General features: G+C 62.2%; 17 protein-coding genes and 3 pseudogenes. 9 read left to right on the top strand and 11 right to left on the bottom strand.

The annotated features are described in order from the left end of the window. Positions 1-288 precede the first annotated feature (288 nt). A pseudogene (locus tag Q6D67_RS01210) lies at positions 289-1,464 on the top strand (IS4 family transposase). 975 nt (positions 1,465-2,439) lie between these two features. On the opposite strand, the pseudogene Q6D67_RS01205 reads toward Q6D67_RS01210, so the two are convergent. The 3 genes and pseudogenes from Q6D67_RS01205 to Q6D67_RS01195 form a co-directional block, all read right to left on the bottom strand. Further along, positions 2,440-3,876: pseudogene (locus Q6D67_RS01205) on the bottom strand (IS1182 family transposase). Between the two features lie 338 nt (positions 3,877-4,214). Beyond that, positions 4,215-4,352 (bottom strand): annotated as a pseudogene (locus Q6D67_RS01200) (cupin domain-containing protein); the annotation flags it as partial. A gap of 21 nt (positions 4,353-4,373) precedes the next feature. Beyond that, positions 4,374-5,273: a neutral zinc metallopeptidase gene (locus Q6D67_RS01195; protein ID WP_304703687.1), complete on the bottom strand. Its 900-nt coding sequence runs from the start codon at positions 5,271-5,273 to the stop codon at positions 4,374-4,376. A 166-nt stretch (positions 5,274-5,439) separates the two neighbouring features. On the opposite strand from Q6D67_RS01195, the gene Q6D67_RS01190 reads away from it, so the two are divergent. Genes Q6D67_RS01190 through edd form a run of 4 tightly spaced genes read left to right on the top strand, consistent with a single transcriptional unit; the run spans position 5,440 to position 10,492 of the window. After that, complete coding sequence (locus Q6D67_RS01190) at positions 5,440-6,516, top strand: MBL fold metallo-hydrolase (RefSeq protein WP_304703686.1); 1,077 nt, start codon at positions 5,440-5,442, stop codon at positions 6,514-6,516. Positions 6,517-6,548: 32 nt separating this feature from the next. Continuing rightward, positions 6,549-8,003: a glucose-6-phosphate dehydrogenase gene (gene zwf, locus Q6D67_RS01185; protein WP_304703685.1), complete on the top strand. Its 1,455-nt coding sequence runs from the start codon at positions 6,549-6,551 to the stop codon at positions 8,001-8,003. Next, positions 7,996-8,685, top strand: a complete 690-nt coding sequence (gene pgl, locus Q6D67_RS01180) for a 6-phosphogluconolactonase (protein ID WP_304703684.1) — start codon at positions 7,996-7,998, stop codon at positions 8,683-8,685. The genes zwf and pgl overlap by 8 nt, the downstream gene beginning before the upstream one ends. Then, a complete protein-coding gene (edd, locus tag Q6D67_RS01175; RefSeq protein ID WP_304703683.1) occupies positions 8,678-10,492 on the top strand; it encodes a phosphogluconate dehydratase in 1,815 nt (604 codons plus the stop codon). Before pgl ends, edd begins: the two co-directional genes overlap by 8 nt. A gap of 25 nt (positions 10,493-10,517) precedes the next feature. Here the strand turns inward: edd and Q6D67_RS01170 are convergent, their stop codons facing one another. The 6 genes from Q6D67_RS01170 to Q6D67_RS01145 form a co-directional block, all read right to left on the bottom strand. After that, entirely contained in the window at positions 10,518-11,717 is a 1,200-nt protein-coding gene (locus Q6D67_RS01170) for an iron-containing alcohol dehydrogenase (RefSeq protein ID WP_304703682.1), read from the bottom strand. Between the two features lie 62 nt (positions 11,718-11,779). Next, complete coding sequence (locus Q6D67_RS01165; RefSeq protein WP_304703681.1) at positions 11,780-12,967, bottom strand: diguanylate cyclase; 1,188 nt, start codon at positions 12,965-12,967, stop codon at positions 11,780-11,782. Between the two features lie 153 nt (positions 12,968-13,120). Then, positions 13,121-13,903, bottom strand: a complete 783-nt coding sequence (locus Q6D67_RS01160) for an acetoacetate decarboxylase family protein (RefSeq protein WP_304703680.1) — start codon at positions 13,901-13,903, stop codon at positions 13,121-13,123. 96 nt (positions 13,904-13,999) lie between these two features. Beyond that, entirely contained in the window at positions 14,000-14,881 is an 882-nt protein-coding gene (locus Q6D67_RS01155) for an SDR family NAD(P)-dependent oxidoreductase (protein ID WP_304703679.1), read from the bottom strand. Further along, on the bottom strand, positions 14,881-15,849 hold the full coding sequence (locus Q6D67_RS01150) for a Rieske 2Fe-2S domain-containing protein (RefSeq protein WP_304703678.1): 969 nt from the start codon (positions 15,847-15,849) through the stop codon (positions 14,881-14,883). Before Q6D67_RS01150 ends, Q6D67_RS01155 begins: the two co-directional genes overlap by 1 nt. After that, the gene (locus Q6D67_RS01145) at positions 15,846-17,078 is read right to left on the bottom strand and encodes an amidohydrolase family protein (RefSeq protein ID WP_304703677.1); all 1,233 of its coding nucleotides are present in this window, start codon (positions 17,076-17,078) and stop codon (positions 15,846-15,848) included. Before Q6D67_RS01145 ends, Q6D67_RS01150 begins: the two co-directional genes overlap by 4 nt. A gap of 123 nt (positions 17,079-17,201) precedes the next feature. Between Q6D67_RS01145 and Q6D67_RS01140 the strand changes: the two genes are divergently transcribed. From Q6D67_RS01140 to hemN, 3 genes are all read left to right on the top strand, one after another. After that, entirely contained in the window at positions 17,202-17,819 is a 618-nt protein-coding gene (locus Q6D67_RS01140) for a TetR/AcrR family transcriptional regulator (RefSeq protein WP_304703676.1), read from the top strand. A 61-nt stretch (positions 17,820-17,880) separates the two neighbouring features. Beyond that, positions 17,881-20,763 carry a S8 family peptidase gene (locus Q6D67_RS01135; protein WP_304703675.1) on the top strand — a complete coding sequence of 961 codons (2,883 nt, stop codon included), beginning with the start codon at positions 17,881-17,883 and terminating at the stop codon, positions 20,761-20,763. A gap of 87 nt (positions 20,764-20,850) precedes the next feature. Next, positions 20,851-22,272 carry an oxygen-independent coproporphyrinogen III oxidase gene (gene hemN, locus Q6D67_RS01130; protein WP_304703674.1) on the top strand — a complete coding sequence of 474 codons (1,422 nt, stop codon included), beginning with the start codon at positions 20,851-20,853 and terminating at the stop codon, positions 22,270-22,272. 2 nt (positions 22,273-22,274) lie between these two features. Here hemN and Q6D67_RS01125 read toward each other — a convergent pair whose 3' ends face one another. After that, complete coding sequence (locus Q6D67_RS01125; protein ID WP_304703673.1) at positions 22,275-22,712, bottom strand: hypothetical protein; 438 nt, start codon at positions 22,710-22,712, stop codon at positions 22,275-22,277. A gap of 63 nt (positions 22,713-22,775) precedes the next feature. Between Q6D67_RS01125 and Q6D67_RS01120 the strand changes: the two genes are divergently transcribed. Further along, the gene (locus tag Q6D67_RS01120) at positions 22,776-23,906 is read left to right on the top strand and encodes a PQQ-dependent sugar dehydrogenase (RefSeq protein WP_304703672.1); all 1,131 of its coding nucleotides are present in this window, start codon (positions 22,776-22,778) and stop codon (positions 23,904-23,906) included. A 48-nt stretch (positions 23,907-23,954) separates the two neighbouring features. Here Q6D67_RS01120 and Q6D67_RS01115 read toward each other — a convergent pair whose 3' ends face one another. Continuing rightward, a complete protein-coding gene (locus Q6D67_RS01115) occupies positions 23,955-24,569 on the bottom strand; it encodes a hypothetical protein (protein WP_304703671.1) in 615 nt (204 codons plus the stop codon). Between the last annotated feature and the right edge of the window lie 135 nt (positions 24,570-24,704).

Here is a 24,704-nt window from a genome sequence, read left to right as displayed (position 1 = left end):
ACATTACCGCTGCCAATACACCCAGCTTTGTAGCAGAGCCAAAGGCGCAACGGAAATGGTGTCGGTGTGCTTGCGCTTGCTAAGGCTTAGGGGCGCCTTTTGATATCAAGCTTTCGGTGACTATTGGCACAATCGCGCAGATACGGATTAATTACAATGGCACTTAGTTAAGCCCCAACAGCATGGATTCGCGAGGTTAAACGATTGAAATAAAAGGAGAAGGCTGGCCTGGATTGGTAGGATGTTGTTTGCAGACAACCACCCCGCCAATACCGGAGGCCAGCCCATATGAATCGTAATGCGCATTCGCAATCACAGCAACATCGAAACCTCATCCGTCGACGCACGCGAGAAGCCGGGGCGGTGGATTTCTTCAATATGCTGACCGGACCGGAATTGCTCAAGCTGGTGGAGGATGAATTGCCAGAACATCGCGAGAGACTGTATCCACCGACGGTAGCCTTGTCGATGTTCATGAAGCAAGTGCTGGCGGCCGATCGATCCTGTCAGCAGGCCGTCAATGCTTGGGCGGCACAACGAGCAACACGCCCGAGAACCAGGCGTCTTATCCGCAGCCGAGCACACAGGCGCCAGGCGTGGGCTTTCCGCAGGCGCGACTGGTGGCCATCATCTGTCTGGCCACGGGTGCGGTGCTGGATGCTGCGATCGGGCCGCCTGCCGGCAAAGGCAACTGCGAGTTGAGCCTCATGCGAGGCCTGCTCGACGCCTTCTCGGCGGGCGATGTGTTGCTGGCGGATGCCTTGTATTGCAACTATTTCATGATCGCCTTGCTGCAGGCGGCCGGTGTGGATGTGCTGTTCGAGCAACATGGCGCCCGTATCACGGACTTTCGCCGCGGTCGCCGGCTTGGCGAACGTGATCATGTCGTGCGCTGGACAAAACCGAGGCGGCGTCCCGAGTGGATGACGCCCGAGCAGTACCGGAGCTTTCCTGATGAGTTGACGGTGCGTGAAGTCAAAGTCGATGGCCGGGTGCTGGTGACCACTATGGTCAGCGCACGCCAGGTGCCCAAGGGCGAGCTCTCCGACCTTTATGCCTGTCGTTGGCATGTGGAGCTGGATATCCGCAATATCAAGACCACCCTGGGTATGGAGGTATTGCGCTGCCTGACGCCGCCCATGGTGGAGAAGGAGCTGAGTGTGTATTTGCTGGCCTATAACGTCATTCGCTTGCTGATGGCACAGGCGGCGCAGCACGCCGGCCTGCATCCCCGCGAGCTGAGCTTCAAACATACCGTACAGCTGTGGAGCGTGTGGACGACAACCGCGCTGCGGACGGAATCGGCCGAGTTGTTTTCGTCTGATCGCCCAGCTCACGGTGGGGAACCGGCCTGGACGTATTGAGCCACGGGCACGCAAACGACGACCGAAGCCCTACCCGTGGCTGAAAGTACCCAGGGCCGAAGCTCGTCGTCAGATACAGACTTATGGTCATCTGATATGAGCTTAACTAAGTGCCGTTGCCCCTAATACGGATTATGGCCAGCGTACGAAATTATGAATAATATGCCGTTATAGCTTGTGTTGACCACCTCAAGCTCATAACACTGGAGGTATATCGTGCCGTTTCATATAGAAACATATAATCATCAAAATCGGATTGGCGTTCTCATAGAATTTTCCTGTGAAGATGCGTATGCATTGAAAACAGCAGAATTCCTAAAATTCGCTCACGAATTGTCGCTACACATAGCCGCGTCTCATGACTCAGATCTGCCGCTGATTATCCAGCCCTTTTTCAGAGACGGCAAGAAAACAGTAGGAGATCAGTTCTCGGAGATATGTAGAGTTCTCGGTGTGCGTGTATCAGTTCCGAGGTACGAGTGCTATGCCAATAGTTAGAAAAAGTGAAATTATCCATGTAGGTAATTAATGTATCAACAAGGTAAGCGCCCATTTCTCGACGTACTACCTCTACCTCTCCTGGACCCGATTTTTTTCAAGACTCGCCTTGATATTCCACGGCAGCAGCAATGAACACGAACAGTTTTACACTAATGTTTATTGTTGGGATGTGTTGTTACCTATTACTGCGATAGTAGTGGCGTTCGCATGCTGAACAGTGGTGTGCAAAAATTCAATACAAGCAGGGCAGGCTTCAACTCATTGAAAACCTGCCATACATCTCCTACCTGCAAAATGGTTATATGAATAACTCCAACTAAAATGCACCGCTGCATCTATCTGTAACCAATCCGGGGGGCGCACGCTCATCGTTCGAGTTCGCTACCGTTTTCCAAAGGTAACCTCCTCCATTCAGCGTCCAGATTGCGGGTTCAGGGTAATTCTCGAATAGGTAGACTAGGTATTCATCATTGAGTCTTGCTTGAGAATCCCAACCACCATCACCATAAGGGGAAACTGGAACTCCTAGCCAGGCGGCCCAATTATTTTTTTCAAATATATAGAGGTGAGGTTTTCAGGCTTGGATCGCCTGCACCAATCGCTGCGTTCCGAAAATGCTCAACATACGCTTCATATTGTAGGCCAATACATACAAGCTCATTTCCGTACTCACTCTCGGTAGCATTTTAGTCAAAAAATGCGTCGCCCCCATCCACCCTTTTAGCGTTCCAAATGGGTGCTCAACAGTTTGTCGCCGTATCCTTGCTGCTTCAGGTAGATTATCTAACCGAGTTTGCATTCAATCCATTACCGCCTCGTGTTCCCACCGGCGAATTCGTCGATAGTTGGACGTCGTGCATTTTTCGCGGATTGGGCAAGCCGGACAATCAGAAGACCAGTAGAGCCGGATATCTAAACCTTTCTCCTCAGTGCGGAATCGATATTTCGCTCTCTTGCCGGCTGGATACTCGTATTCATCTACTTCGGCGATATAAATGAAGTCCCGTTTGTCGAATCGACCCGCCGCTTTACTATTTGAAGTTAATACCTTTGGAACTAGCGCGGTAATATTTTCCTTCTCGCACTCAAGTACTTCTACGCCGCTGTAATAACCACGATCTGCAAAGACAGTGACATCGTCCCTGGCTATTGCCTGCTTCCCTTGTTTAGCCATATTCCCCAGCTGAAATCGATCGTGACCCAGGTTTGTCACTTCATGGGCTACGATGATGTGGTGCTTCGCATCCACTACTGCCTGCACGTTGTACCCTACAATTCCAGTACCTTTTCCACTGGTTGCCATAGAGCGGGCGTCCGGATCTGTCAGGGAAACCTGGTGATCGGGCGACTGTTCAATAACCTCGCTGAGAGAATCCAGCCGCTTCAACAGCCCTTTTGCGGCCTCCAGGCGCTCCTTTAAATGTTCAATTCGCGCCCGAGGTAATGAGTCAGGCTGCCGGTCGGCCCGATCAAGTTCGTCAAGATAGCGGACAACACGCTCTTCAGTCTGGGCAATGCGCGCCTTAAGCTTTCCAGGCGTGTAGTTTCGATCTCGACTATTGACTGCCTTGAACTTACTGCCATCTATAACCAGAGCAGAGTGCTCAAAGAGTTCGAGCTGCCGGCAAAGAATGACAAACTGACTGCACGTCTTGCGAACTGCTCCGCCATTATCCTTCCTGAAATCGGCAATCGTTTTGAAATCTGGACTTAAACGGCCTGTCAGCCAAATCAATTCGATATTGCGCTGGGTTTCCCGTTCAAGGCGTCGACTCGACTGAATGCGGTTCAAATACCCATAGATGTAGATTTTAAGGAGGATCGAAGGGTGATATGCCGGACGCCCAGTAGGGGCAGGTTTAACTCGATCAAAACCCAGTGCGCCGAGGTCCAGAGAATCTACAAATGCATCGAGAAGCCTGGCAGGATTATCTTCAGCAATATAGTCGTCTAGACTTTCAGGAAATAAAGCCGACTGCTGTCGACTCTCAGCGCGAATGAATCCACTCATCTACGCGCTCCCAAAATCCCTTGGACGGTCGGCTAATTCTATCATAGGACTTTTCACACAGCCTCGGTCGAAACCGGACATTGAGCGCACGCCCATTTCAGCTTCCTCGCAACGCGGAGTGCAGCAAAAGCCATCGGCAAGTTCTAATATGGTTTTTTCATTCGCGATCCATACGGCCACCAACCATTTATTTGTTATTTTCGAGGAGCGACCGTTCCGTTTATACCACGTGCCAAGCAACTCTCAAAACACGTCATGCGCCAGCCACGCGGCACCTCACCACGCACACTAGCAGCGCCCGGTCTATGCCGATGCAGCAACCAACGCATCATTGGTTGTCACTCGGGATGCAGGTGCACCGCCAGCCATAGCGTGCCAGGTTCGCAGCTTTCCACCCGATGCGGCGTGCCCGCAGGCAGGAATAAATAATCGCCGGGCCCCAGGGCGGTGCGCTCACCGGCAACAAGCATTGTGGCACTGCCTTGCGCTGAGGCATCTCAACTCCCCGCAGCAAACGTATCGCACTGGTTGATGTCACCGCTCTCAAAGCCGCGCCGGAACCAGGCCACCCGCTGGGCCGAGGTGCCGTGGGTGAAGCTGTCAGGAACCACGTCGCCGCCGCTGCGTTTCTGCAGGCGGTCGTCGCCAATCGCCGATGCCGCTTGCAGAGCCTCTTCCAGATCACCGGGCTCCAGCATCTGACTGTAGTTGTGGGCAGAATGGCCCCAGAGGCCGGCAAAACAGTCGGCCTGCAGCTCCTGGCGCACTGAGAGAGCGTTGACCTCGGCTGCGGACCTGCCCTGCCCGCTGGCGCGCACCTGCTGGGTGATATCCAGCAATGTCTGCACGTGGTGCCCCACCTCATGGGCGATCACGTAGGCCTGGGCAAAGTCGCCGGGCGCACCCAGCTGGCGGTCGAGGTCCTGAAAGAAGCCCAGATCCATGTACACCTTGCGGTCCGCGGGGCAGTAGAAGGGGCCGACCGCCGAGCTGGCTGTGCCACAGGCCGAGGCCACCCGCTGTGTGAACAGCACCAGCACCGGCTCTTCATAACGGTTGCCGGAGGCGGCGAAGATCTTCTGCCAGGTCTGCTCGGTATCCGCCAGCACCACGGCAACGAAGTCGGGCAGTTCCTGCTCCTCCGCCGAGAACGACACCTGTTCGGATGGCGTTCCCGCCCCGGTTGTCAGCTGGAGCAGATCGATCCCCAGCATCTGGGCGCCGACGAAACCCAGCACACCCACCACCAGCAGCACGCGCCCGACCTTGCTGCGCAACAGCCAGGGCAGCACACGCAGCAGCATAAGCAGACCCGCCCCGCCGCCGGCGCCTGCGCGCAGCGGCTGTCCGCGCCGGTCATCGACGTTGCTGCTTTTCCGTCTCCCTCGCCAGTCCATGCCTTGCTCCTGTGTGGCACCCAACCGAGGGTGCCGGAATAGATTAGACCAGAAACGGCTTCAGGTGTGAGGGACAGCCGCATCGCGCCCTGACCGGACTCACACTGGACTTTCCCCCCACCAACGCCGAACATAGTGGGCTCTGTCGCTGCTCCCGGATCCGCCCATGCTTGTCGAAAACCCGGAAATCTACGCCGGCCTCACCTACCCCTGGTCGCGGGCCGTCAACCCCGAGCCGGGCGTACCGCAGCAGATCACCGAGGGGATTTACTGGGTGCGATTCCCCATGCCCATGGGGCTGGACCATATCAACATCTGGCTGCTGGAGGATGGCGACGGCTGGACCGTGGTGGATACCTGCCTGGACCTGCCGCGTTCCCGTGAGATATGGGAGCAGCTGTGCAACGGCTTTCTGAAGGACCGGCCGGTGAAGCGGGTCATCTGTACCCACATGCATCCGGACCACGTCGGTCTCGCCGGCTGGCTGACCGAACGCTACGACTGCCAGCTGCTGATGACCCGGGAAGAATTCCTGATGTGCCGCTCCCTGGTCAGCGACACCGGCAAGCCCGCGCCGGAGGTGGCCATACGCTTCTACCAGGCGGCCGGCTACAGCGAGGAGCAGATAGAGAACTATCGCAAGGCCTTCGGCGGCTTTGGCCGCGCGGTCTACAAGTTGCCGGACAGCTTCCGCCGTCTCAAGGACCGCGAGACCCTGACCATCGGCGGCCGCTACTGGCAGGTCATTGTCGGCAGCGGCCACTCGCCCGAGCACGCCTGCCTCTACTGCCCGGCACTGAAAATCCTGATTTCCGGCGACCAGGTGCTGCCCCGGATCACGCCCAATGTCAGCGTGTTCCCCACCGAGCCCGAGAGCGACCCGCTGCAGGAGTGGCTACAGTCCTGCGCCCGCATCCGCGAACTGCTCCCCGACGACCTGCTGGTGCTGCCCTCCCACGAGGCCCCCTTCCGCGGCCTGCACGTGCGCCTGACCCAGCTGATCGAAGCCCACAAACAGGAGCTGAACCAGCTCTACGAACATTTGGTGGAACCACAACGGGTGGTGGACTGCTTCCCTGCCCTGTTCAAACGCAAGATCACCGGCGACCATCTCAGCCTGGCAACAGGCGAGACGCTTGCCCACCTGAATTGCCTGCAGCGCCGGCGCCAGATCGACTTTGATATCGATGCCCAGGGTGTGCGCTGGTACCGCCAGCTGCCGGAATCCGTGGCCTTCGACTGAATCCGTGGCCTTCGAGTGAAGGGAGCCCTGCAATGAATGACAAGGTTGACCTGGTAATCTTCGGTGGCACCGGGGATCTCTCCACCCGCAAGCTGCTGCCCGCCCTGTACCAGCTTCACCGCCACGGCCTCGCCGAGCGCCTGCAACGCATCATTGCCACCGGCCGCCGCGAGATGGACTCGGAGACCTTCCGCAACGAAGCCCATGCCAACCTGCAGACCTTCGTGCCCGCGAAAGACTGGGACACGGCGGTTTGGGAAGGCTACTGCCAGCACCTGCACTATGTCCGGGTGGATGCCAGCGATGGCGGCGATTACGAGAACCTGACCCAACTATTGAACGCGGACGTCGCGCCCATCAGGCTGTTCTACCTCGCCACCCTGCCGGCCCTCTACGGCACCATCTGCAGCCATCTGCAGCAGGCGGGCGCGGTGCAGGAGCAGAGCCGGGTGGTACTGGAGAAACCCCTGGGCCACGACCTCGCCTCCTGCCACGAGATCAACCTGCAGGTTGCCGACGTGTTCGGTGAGGAAGACACTTTCCGGATCGACCACTACCTGGGCAAGGAAACCGTGCAGAACGTGATGGCGGTGCGCTTCGGCAACCCGCTGCTGCACCCGGTCTGGAACAACACCTTTGTCGACAATGTACAGATTACCGTGGCCGAAGAGATCGGTGTCGAGGGCCGCGGCGACTACTACGCCAAGACCGGTGCCCTGCGCGACATGGTACAGAACCACTTGCTGCAGGTGCTGTCGCTGGTGGCGATGGAGCCGCCGACCAGCCTCGACCCCACCGATATCCGCGATGAAAAGGTCAAGGTCCTGCGCTGTCTGGAGCCCATCACCGCGGACAACGCGAAGGAGCGTTCGGTGCGCGGCCGCTACGATGCCGGCGCGGTCAGGGGCGAGGCGGTGAAGGGCTTCCTGGAGGAGGCCGAGTACAAGGATGCCGACGCCACCGAAACCTTTGTCGCGCTAAAGGCCAGCATCAACAACTGGCGCTGGGCCGGGGTGCCCTTCTACCTGCGCACCGGCAAGCGCCTGAGCCGGCGCTACTCCGAGATTGTCATCGAATTCAAGAAACTGTCGTTCTCGCTGTTTGCCAACGATCCCAACGAGCTCACCAACAAGCTGGTAATCCGTATCCAGCCCGAGGAAACCATCAGCCTGCACACCCTCAACAAAAAGCCGGGCCTGACCCGCAAGCTGCGCCTGCAGCCGGTGGAGCTGCACCTGACCGAGGATCCGGCGCAGAAGGGTGTGAGCTACGATGCCTACGAGCGGCTGCTGCTGGACGCCATCAACGGCGACCAGACCCTGTTCATGCGCCGCGACGAAGTCGAGACCGCCTGGCGCTGGATCGACTCCATCATCGCCGCCTGGGAGGAAGCGGGCACCCCGGTCAAACCCTACAACTCGGGCACCATGGGCCCCGGTGCCGCCACCGCCCTGGTCGCGGTGGATGGCCGCAGCTGGTATGAGTGAGTGGCGCGAGTTCGGCAGTCGCGGGGAACTGGACGCGGCGTTGGCAGCAGAGCTGGCCACGTCGCTGAAAGCGGATCTCGCCGACCATCCCCGCAGCAGCCTGGCGGTATCCGGCGGCAGCACGCCGCGGCACATGTTCCGGGAATTGGCCGCGGCCAAGCTGGACTGGGCCCGGGTGGCAGTCACCCTGGTGGATGCGCGCTGGGTAGACCCCACAGACCCGGATTCCAATGAAGCCCTGGTGCGCGAGTGCCTGTTGCGGGAGCGGGCGGCGGCGGCGAGCTTTGTCGGTTTGAAAACCCCCGGCGCGGACTGCACCGCAGCTGTGGCGGAGGTCGAAAATGCGTTAAGCAGCCTGCCGCGTCCCTTCGCCGCGGTGGTTCTGGGCCTGGGGGGCGACGGCCACACCGCCTCCTGGTTTCCACAGGCGAGCAACCTGCAGCTGCTGCTGGACCCCACGAACCCTGCCCGGGTGGCCGCGACCGACCCTGTCACCGCCCCGCACCCGCGCATGACCCTGACCCTGGCGGCAGTGCTGGACAGCCGCCATATTCACCTCCATATCACCGGCAGCGCCAAACGCGCTGTGCTGGAATCCGCTATCGCCCGGGGCTATCCCGTGGCGAGCGTACTGGCACAGACACACACACCCCTGACAATTTGGTGGGCCCCCGATGACTGATCCCCGACTGCAGCAGATCACCGAGCGCATTGGCGAGCGCAGCGCCGACTCCCGTCGCACCTACCTCGACCGCATTGACGCCATGCGCCGCCAGGGCCCGCAGCGGGGCAGCCTGTCCTGCAGCAACCTCGCCCACGGCTTTGCCGCCTGCGAGCCCCAGGAGAAGCAGGTGCTCAAGCTGGTGGAAGCAGCCAACATCGGCATCGTCAACGCCTACAACGACATGCTCTCCGCCCACCAGCCATTGAGTGGCTACCCGGACATCATCAAGCGCGCTGCCCACGCCATGGGCTGCACCGCCCAGGTCGCCGGCGGCGTGCCCGCGATGTGCGACGGCGTTACCCAGGGCACGGCGGGCATGGAGCTGTCCCTGTTCAGTCGCGACATCATCGCCGGCGCTACCGCCATCGCCCTGTCGCACAACATGTTCGACGGTGTGCTGTGCCTGGGGGTCTGCGACAAGATCGTGCCGGGCTTGCTGATCGGCGCCCTCAGTTTCGGCCATCTGCCGGTGATGTTCGCCCCCGCCGGCCCCATGAGCAGCGGCCTCAGCAACAGCGAAAAAGCCAGGGTCCGGCAGCTGTTCGCCGAGGGCAAGGCCAGCCGCGATGAGCTGCTGGAAGCGGAGTCCGGGGCCTATCACGGCAAGGGCACCTGCACATTCTACGGCACCGCCAACAGCAACCAGATGCTGATGGAGGCGATGGGGCTGCACATCCCCGGCGCCGCCTTCGAGCAGCCGGACACCGAGCTGCGCCAGCGCCTGACCGAGGCCGCGGCCCAGCGCCTGTGCCGGATCACCGCGCTGGGCCGGGAGTACACGCCGTTGGCCCAGGTGGTAGACGAAAAAGCCATCGTCAACGCCATCGTTGCGCTGCTGGCGACCGGGGGCTCCACCAATCACAGCATCCACTGGATCGCGATCGCCCGCGCCGCGGGCATCATCATCGACTGGCAGGATTTCAGTGAGCTATCCGCCATCACTCCGCTGGTGAGCCGGGTCTACCCCAACGGCAGCGCGGACGTGAACCATTTCCATGCCGCGGGCGGCACGGCCTTTGTGATTCGCACCCTGCTCGACAGCGGTCTGCTGCATGAGGATGTGCTCACCAACTGGGGGCCGGGGCTGCGCCACTATACCCGCGAGCCGCGCCTGGCTGACGCCGGCCTCGACTATGTAGAGGGTACCGAGGCCAGCGCTGACCTCGCTGTACTGCGGCCGGCCTCGGCGCCGTTCTCGGCGGAAGGCGGTCTGCGCCTGCTGCAGGGCAATCTCGGCCGCGCCGTAATCAAGATCTCTGCGGTGGCGGAGGAACACCGCGTCATTGAGGCGCCCGCCAGGGTTTTCGAAACCCAGGATGCGCTGAAGACGGCCTTTGATGCCGGGGAGTTGGAGCGCGACCTGGTCGCCGTGCTGCGGTTCCAGGGCCCCCGCGCCAACGGCATGCCCGAGCTCCACAAAATGACCCCCTACCTGGGCATTCTCCAGGACCGCGGCTTCCGGGTGGCGCTGGTCACCGACGGTCGCATGTCGGGGGCTTCCGGCAAGGTACCGGCGGCCATTCACGTAAGTCCGGAGGCCATTGCCGACGGGCCGCTGGCGCGAGTCCACGATGGCGACACCATTCGCATCGACTGCAACAGCGGTGAACTGCAGGCACTGGTACCGGCGGACGAGTGGCGCGAGCGCACGCCAGCCCAGCGCGACGATGACAGCTCCGGGTACGGGACCGGGCGGGAGTTGTTCGGCTTCATGCGCGCCGCGGTCAACGAGGCGGAGGCTGGCGCAACCGTCTTCCGCGGCTGATGCCCGGCCCCCACCGGCGGCAACCTCAGGCGGTGATTTTGCGCAAAATAGCCAGAATGGCGTCCCGCTCCAGCAGCTTCGGCACCGGGTAGCCTTCGCACTCCTTGAACGCGAGGCCAGCCAGGTAATCGTAATCCTCGGCGCGAATCTTGTCGGAGGTCTCCGGCAGGCCGACATCGGCGCGCAGCTGTACCACCGCGGCAATGAACTTGCCCGCCAGCGCATCGGTGGTCTCGCCGGCGGTGCCCACCCCTGCCAGCAGTGCCAGTTCCGCCAGCGCCTCGCCGGATTCGACCCGGCAGTACTCGAGCACATGGGGCAACACCAGGGCATTGGCCAGGCCGTGGGGAATGCCGTATTTGCCGCCGATCTGGTGGGCAATGGCGTGCACATTGCCGACATTGACCTGGTTGATCGCAATGCCGGCGTAATAGGCCGCCAACGCCATGGCGTCGCGGGCCTCGCGGTTGCTACCGTCCGCGACCGCGTCGCGCAGGTGCTGAAAAATCAACCGGGTTGCCATGGCCGCGTGCTCCTTGCGCGTGCCCCGGTCCCAGACACAGATATAGGCTTCAATGGCGTGGGTCAGGGCATCGATGCCGGTGGCGGCGGTGATCGGCGCCGGCATGCCCAGCATCAGGTCGGAGTCCAGCGCCACCGCCGCCGGCAGCAGGCTGGCGCCGGAGATCACGCCCTTCTCCCGGCTTTCGCTGTCGGAAATCACCGCCCCCATGGTGGCTTCCGAGCCGGTACCGGAGGTGGTCGGGATCGCGTAGAGCTTGGGTACCTCGTGCTTGACCTTGCCAAAGCCCACCCAGTTTTTCGGGTCTTCGTCACTGGTGGCTGCGGCGGCGATGATTTTCGCCGCGTCGATGGACGAGCCGCCGCCGATGGCCAGCACCGCCTCGCAACCGTGCTCCAGCATCAGCTTGCGGCCCGCCGCCACCTGGTCGTAGGTCGGGTTGGGTTCGACCCCGTCAAAAATCACGAGCTCTACCCCGGTGTCCGCCAGCGCGGCGGTGGCCTGGTCGACAATGCCCAGGTCCCGCAGCGGCTTGTCTGTCACCAGCAGCAACTTGCGCACCCCGGTGCGAGTGATGTGACGGCACAGTTCAGCGGCGCTGCCGCTGCCGGTATAGGCCATATAGGCCGGGCTGCCAGCGAGACCGGCCAGGGACTTCATCAGAAACAGGGTAGAGGCGTGCTTGAACTTGCGCAGGGACATCGCGGGCTCCATTCTGGGCGTTTATGTTTATCGGGTGTTCGGGGTCGGACAGTATGGCCAAATCAGCCGAGGGAAACCATACCCAGGGGGTGGGCGTCCTCAGCCACAATCACCGAATCGCGGCCGGCCTCCTTGGCCTGGTACAGAGCCTGGTCGGCGCGCATCAACAGCGCCTCCTTGCTTTCATTGCCGGCGAAGGCGGCGATGCCGAAACTGGCTGAAATGGGGATTTTCTCGCCGTTGTCCGCCATGGGATGTTCAACCAGAGCCTGCCGCACCCGGGCTACCATGCGGCCCGCGTCCCCGACACTGGACTCGCCCATGACGATGGCGAACTCTTCTCCGCCGATGCGGCCGATGCAGTCTTCCGCCCGCACGCTCTCCCGCAGAACCTGGGCGAAATGCGCCAGGGCGCGGTCACCGACGCTGTGGCCGTAGCGATCATTGACCCGTTTGAAGAAGTCGATATCGGCGAGCACCATTGCCAGTGGGCCCCGATGGCGTCGGGCCCGGGCCAGCAGCAGGTCAGCGGCCTGCAGGAAGCCGCGCCGGTTGCTGACGCCCGTGAGCTGGTCGGTGATCGCCAGCAGACGCAGCTTGTTGGAGAGATCTGTTGCCAGCAGGAAGATCACCGCAACCCCCATGGCCACGAAAAAAGTCGGCATCAGGGCGAAGTTGACCAGATTGTAGGCCTGCCCCTGCGTTGGCGAGGCAACCGCGCCAAACTGCAGCGCAATCCCGGCCGCCAGACCCTGGGCCAGGCCGAACAGGCCATGAATGACCGCGGCTACCCGCTGAGCCAGCACTGGTTCCGGGCCATGGCGCAACAACAGCCAGGCGACGTGCAGCAGCGCGATGCAGGCAAAGGCCGGCGCCAGTGAAACCCGCACATCCGCCCGCGGCACCCAGAGGGTAAAAACCAGTTGCGTGACCATGATCAGGGCAAACAAGGCGAAGGCCCAATGCCAGGGGGTTACCCTGCCCAGCCGCTGCCGATGGCCCCAGACCACGGCGATCACCAGCAGGGTGGACATGAGGTTGGCGGACAGCCAGTAGAACTCGTAGGAAGGCAACAGTTCGCGAACCAGATTGACCAGGTACTGCGCCATGGCCAGCAGGTAGGCAAAGGTCCAGATCAGGGCATGCCGGGGGTGACCGAACAAACGCCAGGCGAGATAGTTGGCGCCAGCGAAAACCGCGCTGACGACCACCAGAGTCACCTGCAGCGCGGCAACGGCATCGAAATTCATAAGCTAGGGCTTCGGCCTGTAGGCATTGCATGATCATCGCCCAGCATTGACCGACGATCAAGCATTCGTGTGGTATCGCTCATATGGGAAAACGTCGAACAGGGCCAGCAGGGGTAGATGCACCCGCTGCTGGCGCAGTCCGGAGAGAGCGTTTCAGCCGCGGCGTGGCCCGCCGCGGGTACCCTGCCAGCGGGAGCCGGAAATAGTGTCGGTGAAGGGCATGAAACCGTCTGGATCAAGCTTGCCGGCCAGGGTGACCTCCCGGTCAAGGAACGTGGGCCACCACAGGTGCGCCGAAACCTGCTCACGCAGGGGCAGGCGACTGGCCAGGGGATCCCAGGGGCTGTCGCGCAGGATCAGTTCGCCGTCGACCCGCTCGCGCCACGCCGTGCCGTACTTGCTGCGCACGTGGACCACGTGGGGCGGGAAGTCATAGCCCCGTGCGGGGTCCGGCATCATGCCCACGGCCAGGGAGAACTTCACCCACCATTCATGCATGTCAAATTCCGGCAGCGGATCGTTTTCCCCGCTGGCTGTGCCGCGAAATTCCACAAAGGTGTAGCCCTGGTGAGTGGCGCGAGCGGTAACGCTGGAGCCCTGCCGGTAATAATCGGTGGTGCAGGGGTATTTGGGCTGGCCGTTGTGGTCACGGCTGATAAAGATCGCCGATTCCTGGTCGATGCCGTAGCCCAGGGCGTACTCACCCGCGGTGCCGTTGTAGTCGGCATCCACCGTCTGCAGGATGCCGTATTCCGGTTCGTCCGGTACCGGTACGTTGTAGATGGTCAGGTTGACGTGGGGCTTGGCTCCGGGTTCGATCCCCGGGGGCAGCACCGCGGCAATGGCTTCGGGATCAGTCCGGTAGACAATCTTGAGCATCGGCCAGTTGTTGATATCACCGGGGCTGCCCTGGGGTGCGTTTCCTGCGTTGGACATGCTTGAGCTTCCTTATTGTTGCTGTTGCGATTAGGGCGACGAAAATAAAGGGTCAGGTCCCATTTTCCGGAAAAAAGGGACCTGACCCTTTATTTTTCAGCCGCCGACCATGTTCGGGACCGGGGTATCGCGGTTGAGGATCATCTCGGCCCGGGCGCGGATTTTCTGTTCCGTGTCCGGGGTGGTGGCCAGCAGCCAGAAGGCATCGCGCTCCAGCCCCTCCAAGGCCATGGCCGCGACTTCATCCGGGTGCGTGGTCTGGAGTTCGATGCCGTATTCCGCTGCCATGCGCTTCATGTCATCCACCGAGCTGATTCCGGAGGCGTTGCCCTCTACCTCCTTCTTCAGGGCCTCGGGGCGCACCCGGCCGGAATTGAACAGGCCGGTCTCCACCACATGGGGCCCGGGGAACAGGGCGCTGACCACAACCGGACTCTCGGCGGCCTGCAGCTGGTAGTGCAGGTTTTCGGTAATCGCGTGCACTGCCGCCTTGCTGGCGGTGTAGATGGGGGCGTCGGGGTAAATCAGCAGTGCCCCATTGCCCGAACCGGTAACCACGAAGTGCGCGGGTTCATTGGCCGCCACCAGCCGCGGCATGAACGCGCGGATGGTGTTGATAACGCCCCAGATATTGACGTTGAAGCACCACTGCCAGTCCTTGTCGGAGTAGTCCCACATGGCGCCGGACTCGCCGGCGCCGATGCCGGCATTGGCGAATACCAGCTGGACGCCGCCAAAGTGTTCGGTGGCGATATCCGCCAGGTTCTCCAGGCTGGCGACGTTGGTGACATCACAGGCCGCGACCCGGGCCTCAATGCCCTCCGCCGCCAGCTCCTGGTCAATGGCCTCCATGGCCTTGGCGTCGACGTCACCGATCACGATGCGGGCGCCGCGGCGACCCAGGGCAAAAGCCAGCGAGCGGCCGACGCCGCTGGCGCCACCGGTAATTACCGCTACCTTGTCCTTGAAATCTCGCATCAGGCAATATCCCTCACATCAATGTAGAACTGGCGCACCCACTTGCGGTACAGCACCAGGGTCTTGTCCTCGCGACAGAACACCGGCCTGTGCTTGTGCACCTTGTTGGCCCAGATCGGGTAATCGTCCTGAATCCCGGCGATAATGCCCTTCATCACGTCATCACCCGCCAGGTCCTCGATTTCACGCCGCACGGACAGGGTCCAGCGCAGCAGCGTGGTGTGCTTGTCGATGGGCTGGGCGCTGTTGTAGACCAGCATCTCCGCCCCGGGGCCGTAGTCGGTTCGCACCACCGCCAGGCCCGGGTTCAGCACCATCGCGTGCAGCTTGTGCGGCACCGCGGCCTGGGCGGCATCCGCGCGCAGGTGCAGGGTGCGGCCATCGTCGTCGATGGTCACTTCCGAGGCCGGTACATCAGGCTGCCGGTGCACGTATTGGAAGTGCACCGGGTCGCAGGAGTTTTCCGCGATATCCTGGATGTGGGCGGGCACCTCAAACTCCGCATAGCGCGGCGCGGTCCAGTTGTCGTCGCCGAGTTCGGTCAGCAGCGGCAGCTCCCACTTCGGCGCCAGGTTCTGCGGGTGGAACCAGATGTAGACCTCACCGTTCTGCTCCTCGGTGTGCCAGCTGCGGATACGGGCACGCTCGGGGATCTCGTCACAGTAGGGAATTTCCACACACTGGCCCTCGGTGTCGAAACGCCAGCCGTGGAAGGGGCAGCGCAGTGACTCGCCGACCACCCGGCCGTCGACGCCGAGGTGGGCACCGAGGTGGGGGCAGAACGCGTCCTGCAGCACCGCCCTGCCCGAACGCGTGCGATACAGCGCAAACTCGCGGTCGAAGGCGTGTACCCGTTTGACTTCGCCCACCAGCAGCTCATGGCTGCGGGCAACGGAGTACCAGCCCATGGGAAAATCCGGGGTGGTATTGGTTTTCGATTCACAGGCTTCAACAATCTTGGTGGTCATGCGGCTTCTCCCCTGGCATGGAAGATGGAGGAACTGGGGCCGATCTCGTCGGCAACGGCCTGCAGGCGGGCGCGGTCGAGGCCATACCAGGCCACGGCGTTCTCGCCCAGAATCTTGCGCCCGTCGGCTTCGGGTACACCGGAGAAGGTCTCCCGGAAGTAGTCGCCCGTGTTGGGCCAGGTACCTTCCGGGTGTGGGAAATCGCTGCCCCACATAAGCTTGTCGACCCCCAGCACGGTACGCAGATCAATGTCCTGACGCGGCACGCAGGAAGCGCCGACCGCGATATTGCGCTGGAAATATTCGCTGGGTGACATGGACAGGTGGCTGCGGAAGTCCCCGAGCTTGGCGGAGAACTGCACATCCGTGTAGTTGTGGTCCAGCAGGCGCAGCCAGGGCGGCAGCATGAACACCGTGCCGCCCTCGGTCATCACCACCTTCAGCCGCGGGAAGCGCTCGAACACGCCGCCCCAGATCATGAAGGTCAGGGGCCGGTACAACCACCACATGACCTCGGAGACGTAGATGCCCATCGCCCCCGGCAGCTCATCGCTGCGATCTTCCTGGGGCCACTGCTTGCCGAAGTATTCCGGGTGCGGAGCGGGGCCGGAGTGGAAGTGAATGATCACTCCGAGGTCCTCGCAGACCGCCCAGAACGGGTCGTATTTGGTGTCATGGTAGGGCGCGTGCTCGCCCCACAGGGTCGGAATCATCACCGCCTTCAGGCCATTGTCGACACACCAGCGCACCGCGTCCACCGCCTGCTGCACGTCCCACAGCAGGGGTATGGAGGCGACGCCGATGTGGCGGGCGGGGTCATTGCCGCAGAATTCGGCCAACCAGCGGTTGTGCGCCATGGCCCCGGCCCACTGCAACTCGGGCACCTGGTCCCGGGGCGACAGGCCGAGCCCGGCGCCGAAGGGCGGCGTGTTCATCTCGGTGATGCCGTCCGGGAAAATGACCTCCGCGGCGATGCCGTCCTCGGCCAGCATTCGCACCCGCTCCCGATAATCCCAGGCCCCGGTCAACTGCTTCTTGATGGGGGCGCGCCAGGCATCGTTGATTTCCTTGATCAGGAAACTCTGTTCCGCCTTTTCCGTGAGCTCCACCTGGACCGGCACCGCCATGTCCATGATGTCGTGATACTTCGCCTCGACGTAGGGTTTGTAATCGGCGATGTGAAGGCCGGCGTGGCAGTCCGAAGACACCACTAGCAATCGATCGGACATGAACTTACTCTCTGTAGACAGTTGCAAACCATTGTTGTGAGCGCACTCACTTGTGCAAAGTTGCACATTTGTCTACAAATTAGTTTAATGGCTGCTGAAAAGCAACCGAATTACGGAAATTTCATGGGCATAGCCGAGGCACCGCAGGGACGCAGGGAAAAGCGCAAGCTTGAGACCCGCACGCGCATCGAAGATGCCGCCTACGAGCTGTTCCGGCGCCAGGGAATCGACGACACCAGCATCGAACAGATCTGCACCGAGGCCGACGTCGCCCGGCGCACCTTCTACAGCTATTTCCCCAACAAACACGCCCTGCTCGGCGGCCTGGGCGTGTCCCGCCTGTTCAGCCAGTCCGGCCCGATGCTGCAGGTGTTGATCGACAATTACAGCAGCACCCAGGCCCGGCTGCGGGCCATGATCGACTTTATCGAGGCCACCTTTGCCAGCTATGAGGAGATCGACCGGCAGCTGATCCTGGCGGCGCCGACCGTGTTCGCCAACGACCCCGAAACCCAGCGCGAGATAAACAGCTCCGCACTGGACAGCTTTGCCCGCCTGTTTGCCGCCGGCCAGGCACAGGGCGACGCCCGCTCGACCTTCAGCCCCGAAATCCTCGCCGCCATGGTCGTCGGCACCCTGAACGTTCTCACCGTAAGCTGGGCCATGGACAGCAGCTACCCCATCTTCGCCAAGCTGGAGGAGGCGCGGCACATGTTCGAAAGTATTGTTTGCAGGGACTGAGCACACCCGGGCATGTGAAAGTGGGGTCAGGTCTCGCATTGTTGCATCAGAGGATGCAACAATGCGGGACCTGACCCTCCGAGAGGCCACCATGCTGGTCAGTCACCACAACCTCCCGCCATTGGCGCTGCTCCTGATCCTCACTCTGTCCGCCTGTGGCGGCGGAGGCGGCGGCAGTTCGACGCCACCCCCGCCCAACCAGCCACCCATCGCCGACATCTCCGCGCCCGCATCCGTCGACATCGGTGCCACCGTGACCCTGGATGGCAGCGGCTCCAGCGACAGCGATGGCAGTATCGTCAGCTACCAGTGGCAGCAGGTTGAGGGGCCGGATGTGGAATTGGCGGGCAGCACCAGCGCCCGGGCCAGCTTCACCGCCCCCAGTGTCAACGGCGACACTACCCTCGCCTTCTCCCTGACCGTCGCGGACAATGCTGGCGCCGAGGCGAGCCGCAGCGCCAGTGTGGTCGTTGCCGGCAGCGCCGGCGGCGTGACGTTCAGCCTCAGCGGCAGCGTGCTGGCGTCTGCCAACCAGGCCGTGGACGGCGACACCAACGACCCCGCCAACCTCTACAGCCCCAACGACACCCTGGCCACGGCCCAGGCCCTGGCCCTGGCCAATCCGATCACTCTCGGGGGCTATGTCAACCAGCCGGGCACGGGCGCCGAGGGACGCTCGCAGACAATCGGCGACATCGACGACTACTACCGCCTGGAACTGTTCGAGGGCCAGTCGGTCACACTGCTGGTCGCCGACTTCGAGACCGCGGATGCGGACCTCTATCTCTATTCGGAGCAGGGAGAGATCGTCGACTTCTCCGTCGAAACCGGGGAAATCGAAACCGTGACCGCGCCCGGCAGCGGCAGCTGGATCGTCAATGTCACCGCCTTCACCGATGCCACCAACTACATTCTGGCGGTCGGCAACCAGGCGCTGGAAGGCACCCGGCAACGGCCTGAAATCATCCCCGGAGAAATCGTGGTCGAGTACCTCGATGCGGCGGCAGAGCAACCGGGGCAGCCGCTGGAGGACCTGGCCCACCAGATGGGCATGGAGCAGCGCGCCGGTGCCCGGGGCCGGGCACGTCTGCTGGCGCTGCGGGCCGGCCAGGCGCTACAGCGCCGCCTTGGCACCGCTGCTGACCGCAGGCAACAGTTCAGCGACTCGACGCAACAGCAACGCTGGGAGACGCTGCTCAGCATCAAGTCGCTGCGGCGCACACCCGGGGTGCGCTGGGCTGAACCCAACTACCGGGTGCGGGCATCCCTGCAGCCCAATGACAGCGCTTACCACCTGCATTGGCACTACCCCCTGATTTCTCTGCCGGCTGCCTGGGACGTAACCACCGGGGACCCGGGCGTGATCGTCGCGGTGGTGGACACCGGCATCCTGGCGGGTCACCCCGATCTTGCGGGGCAACTGGTGCCCGGCTATGACTTTGTCCGGGACCGCACGACAGCCGGGGACGGCAACGGCATCGACCCCAACCCCGCGGACCCCGGCGACCGCGAGAACCCCGCTGCCAGCAGCTTCCACGGCACCCACGTGGCCGGCACCATTGCCGCCCGGGGTAACAACGGCATAGGCGTGGTCGGGGTCGCCTGGGATACCCGGGTCATGCCCCTGCGCGCCCTGGGTGCCAGCGGTGGCACCTCCTACGATGTCGCCCAGGCAGTGCGCTTTGCCGCCGGGCTGCCCAACGACTCCGGCACCGTGCCGGCACGGCGCGCCGACATCGTCAACTTAAGCCTCGGCGGAGAGGGCTTCAGCCAGATCAACCAGCAGCTATACCGGGATCTGCGCCAGGCGGGCGTCTTCGCGGTCAGCTCTGCGGGCAACGAGGCGAGCAGTGCTCCGGGGTATCCCGCAGCCTACGACAGTGTGATTTCGGTGTCGGCTGTCGACATCCAGCGCCAGATAACCAGCTACAGCAACCGCGGAACTACCATCGACCTCGCCGCGCCGGGCGGTGACAGCGGCCCCGATGTCAACGGCGACGGCTATCCCGACGGCGTGCTCAGTACTGGCGGCAGCGCGACCGACTCCACGCTTGAGTATGCCTATGTATTCCTTAGCGGCACCTCGATGGCCGCTCCCCATGTCTCCGGCGTCATCGCGCTGATGAAAAGCATCAACCCGGACCTCACCCCGGCGCAGCTGACAACCCTGCTCCAGAGCGGTCGCCTGACCGATGATCTGGGTGCGCCGGGCCGCGATGATCTCTATGGCTACGGCCTGATCAACGCGCGCCGGGCGGTGGAGGCAGCGTTGGAGAGTATCGGCGCGGAATTTGTCGCACCGGCGTCGCTGCAGGCATCCAGCCTCAATCTGAATTTCGGCACCAGCCTGGACACCCTGACCCTGTTCCTGAGCAATGCTGGCAGCGGCGAGCTGCGGGTCACCGGGGTGGACAGCGACGTACCATGGTTACAGGTCAGCGCCGCGGAGGTCGACGGCCAGGGCCTGGGCCGCTACCGGCTGACGGTGGATCGCGGGCAACTGGGCGACGGCCTTTATGCCGCCAAGGTTACGGCACGCTCCAGTGCCAACAGTCTGCAGATCCGGGTACTGGTCTCGGCAGGCAATGCGGCGGTGGCAGACGTGGGGGTGCTGTACATCCTGGTGTTCGACCCGGCACTGGATGATGCGGTGGAGCAGACTGCAGTCAGGGCTCGCGATGGCCGCTACGAATTCAGTTTCCCCGCGCTGGCGGCTGGACGTTACCTGGTTTTCGCCGGCTCCGATGCGGACAATGACCTGTTTATCTGTGATGCCGGCGAGGCCTGCGGCGCCTGGCTGACCACGGACCAGCCGGCCGAGATCAATCTGGACCGCAATCGGGATAATATCGAGTTCCCGGCCGACTACCTGATCAGCCTGCCCGATGCCGCCACCGCCACCGCCGGGGGAGCGGCCCGGCCCGGCCTGCCGCGCAGACCCTGAGAGTCGGCCTTTGGCTTGACGCAGGTCAACAGTCGCGGGGGGCCGCCGCGGTAGACTGAATGCCATTACCCGTGCAGGCAGATCGCCATGGCATCCCCAAACGCAGCCCCGACCCGGGAACTGACCACCGCATCGCTGTGGGACCCGGCCTTGATCGCGCGCTACAACCTGGCCGGCCCACGCTACACCTCCTACCCGACCGCCGCCCAGTTTCGGGACGATGTCAGCGAAACGCAGTGGCGCGAGGCGATAACCGCCAGCAATGAAGTAAGCGCACCCCTGTCGCTGTATTTTCATATCCCCTTCTGCAATACAGTTTGCTACTACTGCGCTTGCAACAAAATCGTCACCGCCAACCGCCAGCGGGCCAGCGACTATTTGCGGTTCCTGCACCGGGAAATCGAGCTGCAGGCCGCCGCGGTCAACCCGGAGCGGATCGTGCGCCAGCTGCACTGGGGCGGCGGCACACCGACCTACATCAGCGACAGCGAGATGCAGTCGCTGATGACAACCATACGCCAGGAATTCCGCCTGGCCACGGACGACGAGGGCGAGTTCTCGATCGAGGTCCACCCCGGGGGCATGGCCCCCGAGCGCATCCGGCAGCTGCGCAAGCTCGGCTTCAACCGCCTCAGCATGGGCGTGCAGGATTTCGACCCGGAGGTCCAGCAGGCGGTCAACCGCTTCAACAATGTTGCAGAAGTCGCGGCACTGGTGGCGGAGATCCGCACCTCGGGCTTCAAGTCCCTCAGCATGGACCTGATCTACGGCCTGCCGCTGCAGAGCGAACACTCCTTCGCCCGCACCCTGGACCAGGTTATCCGCCTGCAGCCGGACCGACTGTCACTGTTCAACTACGCGCACATGCCGCAATTATTCAAGACCCAGCGCCAGATTGACGAAAGCCAGCTGCCCGCGGCCGGAGTCAAGCTGGCAATCCTGCAGCAGAGCATAGACCGGTTGTTGCAGGAGGGTTACGAATACATTGGCATGGACCACTTTGCCCGGCCGGGTGACGAGCTGGCCCTGGCGCAGATGCAGGGCACCCTGCACCGCAACTTCCAGGGCTATTCCACCCACAAGGACTGCGAACTGTTGGCCTTCGGCGTCTCCGCCATCAATGCCCTGGGCAATAACCATTTCCAGAATTTCAAGGATGAGCCGTCCTATACCGCCGCCATCACGGCGGGCAAGCTGCCGCTGGCGAAACGGATCACACTCAGTCGCGACGACATTATCCGCAGGGCCGTCATCAACGAATTGATCTGCAATTTTGCCCTGGACTACCAGGCCATCGAGGAACAATTCGGGATTCGTTTCGCGGACTATTTCAGCGCCGAACTCGAACGCTTGCCCGCGCTTGCGGCGGATGGCCTGCTGGCGCTATCCGCCGGTGGCATTGCAGTGCTGCCGGCCGGGCGCCTGCTGGTGCGGCGCATCTGCATGGAGTTCGACGCCTACATCGACCCCAGCCAACTGTCCGGCAACCGCTTCTCGCGCATTATCTAGAATCAGCGGCGGCCACTGCTGCTGATGACGCTGTAGAGGAACCCGCCAACGGCACCGGCGAGCCCCTGCAGCAACAATCCGTCCCACTCCCTGGCCGCAGCTACCGGATAAACACCCAGCACCTGACGCATGATCAGGTGCAGTGCCACCAGCGCGACAAAACCTGCCAGGGTGAACCAGAACACCCGGGTGCCCGGCACCACATGAACGCGCACCAGACCGGCGGCAACCGGCATCGCAATCACAAACGCCACCAGGATCAACAGCAGGTAAGCGATCATGCCCAGGAGATCGTGCAAGCTGGCCTGGAGACGCGTGGCCAGAGTAACGTCAACACCCATATCCCCCAGGTTGCCGAGCACCACCTGCGTCGCCAACAGACAGCCAACAATATAGGCCGTAATAACCGCGGGGAAAAATGCCTTGAGCACACGTATCATGGGTGACCACCTCTGGCGCTGTGCCTGTTTATAATGACCGCACAAACCGCAAAGGAAAAGCCCATGAATGCGATAGCGATACTCCGTCACGCTCTGGCCGCAATATTCCTTGTGGCTGGCCTGGCGGTCGCGGCGCCAGACTACCAACTGGAAACGGTAGCAAGTGGCCTGCACCACCCGTGGTCTGTCGCCCAACTTCCCGATGGCAGCCTGCTGGTCACCGAGCGTCGCGGCAAGCTGCTGCACATCAGTGCCGATGGCAGCCGCCGCGAGGAAATCAGCGGGGTGCCCTCCACCTGGCTGGCCGGCCAGGGCGGTTTTTTCGATGTTGTGCTGCACCCGGAGTTTGCGCTTAACCGGCTGCTGTACCTCGCCTATGCCCGGGGTGACCGGGGCGCCAACGGCACCGCCGTCTGGCGCGGCCGGCTGGAGGGCAATGCGCTGCTGGATGGCAGTGACATCCTGTGGGTGGCGGACAAGAAGAACACCGCCCAGCACTATGGCGGCCGCATGCTGTTCCTGCCGGACAACAGCCTGCTGCTCACCACCGGCGATGGCTTTGATTTTCGCGAACAGGCCCAGAACCCGGTCAGTGAGCTGGGCAAGGTGCTGCGCATCATGGATGACGGCAGCGTACCGGCAGACAACCCCTTCAGTGAGCCCGGTAGCGAGCGGGTCTGGACCCTGGGGCACCGCAACCCCCAGGGCCTGGTTGCCGCCGGCGATTCCGGCGCGGTGTACCTGCACGAGCACGGCCCCAAGGGGGGCGATGAGGTCAACCTGCTGCAAGCGGGTAACAATTACGGCTGGCCCCTGGCAACCCATGGCGTTGACTACAGTGGCGCCTATGTCTCACCTTTCAATGAGCTGCCGGGAATGGTTGCGCCCCTGCACGTGTGGGTACCCAGCATCGCGCCTTCGGGAATGACCTGGTATGACGGCGACCAGTTTCCCGCCTGGCATGGCAAGCTGCTGGTCGGTGCGCTGGTGGACAAGGAGGTAAGGCTGCTTACCCTGCAAGACGGCCAGGTGAGCAATGAAGTTGCCTTGTTCAGTGAACTGGACGCGCGCATCCGCGATGTCCGCACCGGAGCAGATGGTTTCATCTACCTGCTTACGGATGCCGAAGACGGCGCCCTGCTGCGGGTGCGGCCGGCTGAGGTGTGGCCGGCTGAGGTGCCGCCGGCGAACTGAACAGCTATACCACTTCTTTGCGAGTGGTGTAGCTAATCTGTCAACGCCTCAGCTGGATTTCGCCGGGGCGGCCTTGGTCTTTTTCGCCGCTGCCTTTTTCGGCGCCGCCTTTTTCTTCGGAGCTGCTTTCTTCTTCGGGGCCGCTTTCTTTTTGGCTGCCGATTTCTTGGCTGCCGTTTTCTTTTTGGCTGCCGATTTCTTGGCCGCTGCGTTTGTCACCGCTGCCCCTTTTTTCCCGGCTGCTGAATGCTGGATCTTGCTGCGACGATCAGCGGCCTTCTCGACCATTGATGCCGCCTTGTCCGCCGCTTCAGCCCTGCGGGACTCCAGCGCCAGATCTGCCTGAATCGGCAGCAGCTTCTCGAAGGAGCTGTAGGCAGTCTTGGCGATCTTCGCGACTGACTCCGCCAGATCCTGCACTTGCGTTACCAGGTCTTCGATATGCTTCTGGCTGGCGCTGTTGGCTTTGCCGCGAAAGGAATTGCGCGCTTTCTTCAGGCGCGTGTTGGCGGAAGTATGTTTTTTCCGGGCAGCGGTCAGGTCAGCCTTGACCCTGGCATGTGCCTTTTCTGTTTCCGACAACAGCTGCTTCTGCAGCTGCACGACTTTCTTGTTTGCCTGCTCTGCCATCTTCACAGCCTGGGCCATTTCTTTCTCCAACATGGTCGTTATCACTCTGGTAGTTGAACGGGTACCGCAGCTTAAGTGTAGGCGTAATAACGGCAGGCGCAATGTCTATTTTTTGATCTGTCGCAAGGGTCAAGTGCTCAAACCAACTGATAATTCAGGTGGTTTGAG

This window comes from Haliea sp. E1-2-M8 (assembly GCF_030649675.1).
In the GTDB taxonomy this organism is placed as follows: Bacteria; Pseudomonadota; Gammaproteobacteria; order Pseudomonadales; family Halieaceae; genus Haliea.
Note: the sequence above shows the minus strand (reverse complement) of the source record. Positions and strands in the feature narration are given on the sequence as shown.

Excerpts from the sequence above, each read along its gene's own strand:
- Q6D67_RS01195 (WP_304703687.1), bottom strand. The coding sequence starts at position 5,273 with ATGGACTGGCGAGGGAGACGGAAAAGCAGCAACGTCGATGACCGGCGC.
- Q6D67_RS01190 (WP_304703686.1), top strand. The coding sequence starts at position 5,440 with ATGCTTGTCGAAAACCCGGAAATCTACGCCGGCCTCACCTACCCCTGG.
- zwf (WP_304703685.1), top strand. The coding sequence starts at position 6,549 with ATGAATGACAAGGTTGACCTGGTAATCTTCGGTGGCACCGGGGATCTC.
- pgl (WP_304703684.1), top strand. The coding sequence starts at position 7,996 with ATGAGTGAGTGGCGCGAGTTCGGCAGTCGCGGGGAACTGGACGCGGCG.
- edd (WP_304703683.1), top strand. The coding sequence starts at position 8,678 with ATGACTGATCCCCGACTGCAGCAGATCACCGAGCGCATTGGCGAGCGC.
- Q6D67_RS01170 (WP_304703682.1), bottom strand. The coding sequence starts at position 11,717 with ATGTCCCTGCGCAAGTTCAAGCACGCCTCTACCCTGTTTCTGATGAAG.
- Q6D67_RS01165 (WP_304703681.1), bottom strand. The coding sequence starts at position 12,967 with ATGAATTTCGATGCCGTTGCCGCGCTGCAGGTGACTCTGGTGGTCGTC.
- Q6D67_RS01160 (WP_304703680.1), bottom strand. The coding sequence starts at position 13,903 with ATGTCCAACGCAGGAAACGCACCCCAGGGCAGCCCCGGTGATATCAAC.
- Q6D67_RS01155 (WP_304703679.1), bottom strand. The coding sequence starts at position 14,881 with ATGCGAGATTTCAAGGACAAGGTAGCGGTAATTACCGGTGGCGCCAGC.
- Q6D67_RS01150 (WP_304703678.1), bottom strand. The coding sequence starts at position 15,849 with ATGACCACCAAGATTGTTGAAGCCTGTGAATCGAAAACCAATACCACC.
- Q6D67_RS01145 (WP_304703677.1), bottom strand. The coding sequence starts at position 17,078 with ATGTCCGATCGATTGCTAGTGGTGTCTTCGGACTGCCACGCCGGCCTT.
- Q6D67_RS01140 (WP_304703676.1), top strand. The coding sequence starts at position 17,202 with ATGGGCATAGCCGAGGCACCGCAGGGACGCAGGGAAAAGCGCAAGCTT.
- Q6D67_RS01135 (WP_304703675.1), top strand. The coding sequence starts at position 17,881 with ATGCGGGACCTGACCCTCCGAGAGGCCACCATGCTGGTCAGTCACCAC.
- hemN (WP_304703674.1), top strand. The coding sequence starts at position 20,851 with ATGGCATCCCCAAACGCAGCCCCGACCCGGGAACTGACCACCGCATCG.
- Q6D67_RS01125 (WP_304703673.1), bottom strand. The coding sequence starts at position 22,712 with ATGATACGTGTGCTCAAGGCATTTTTCCCCGCGGTTATTACGGCCTAT.
- Q6D67_RS01120 (WP_304703672.1), top strand. The coding sequence starts at position 22,776 with ATGAATGCGATAGCGATACTCCGTCACGCTCTGGCCGCAATATTCCTT.
- Q6D67_RS01115 (WP_304703671.1), bottom strand. The coding sequence starts at position 24,569 with ATGTTGGAGAAAGAAATGGCCCAGGCTGTGAAGATGGCAGAGCAGGCA.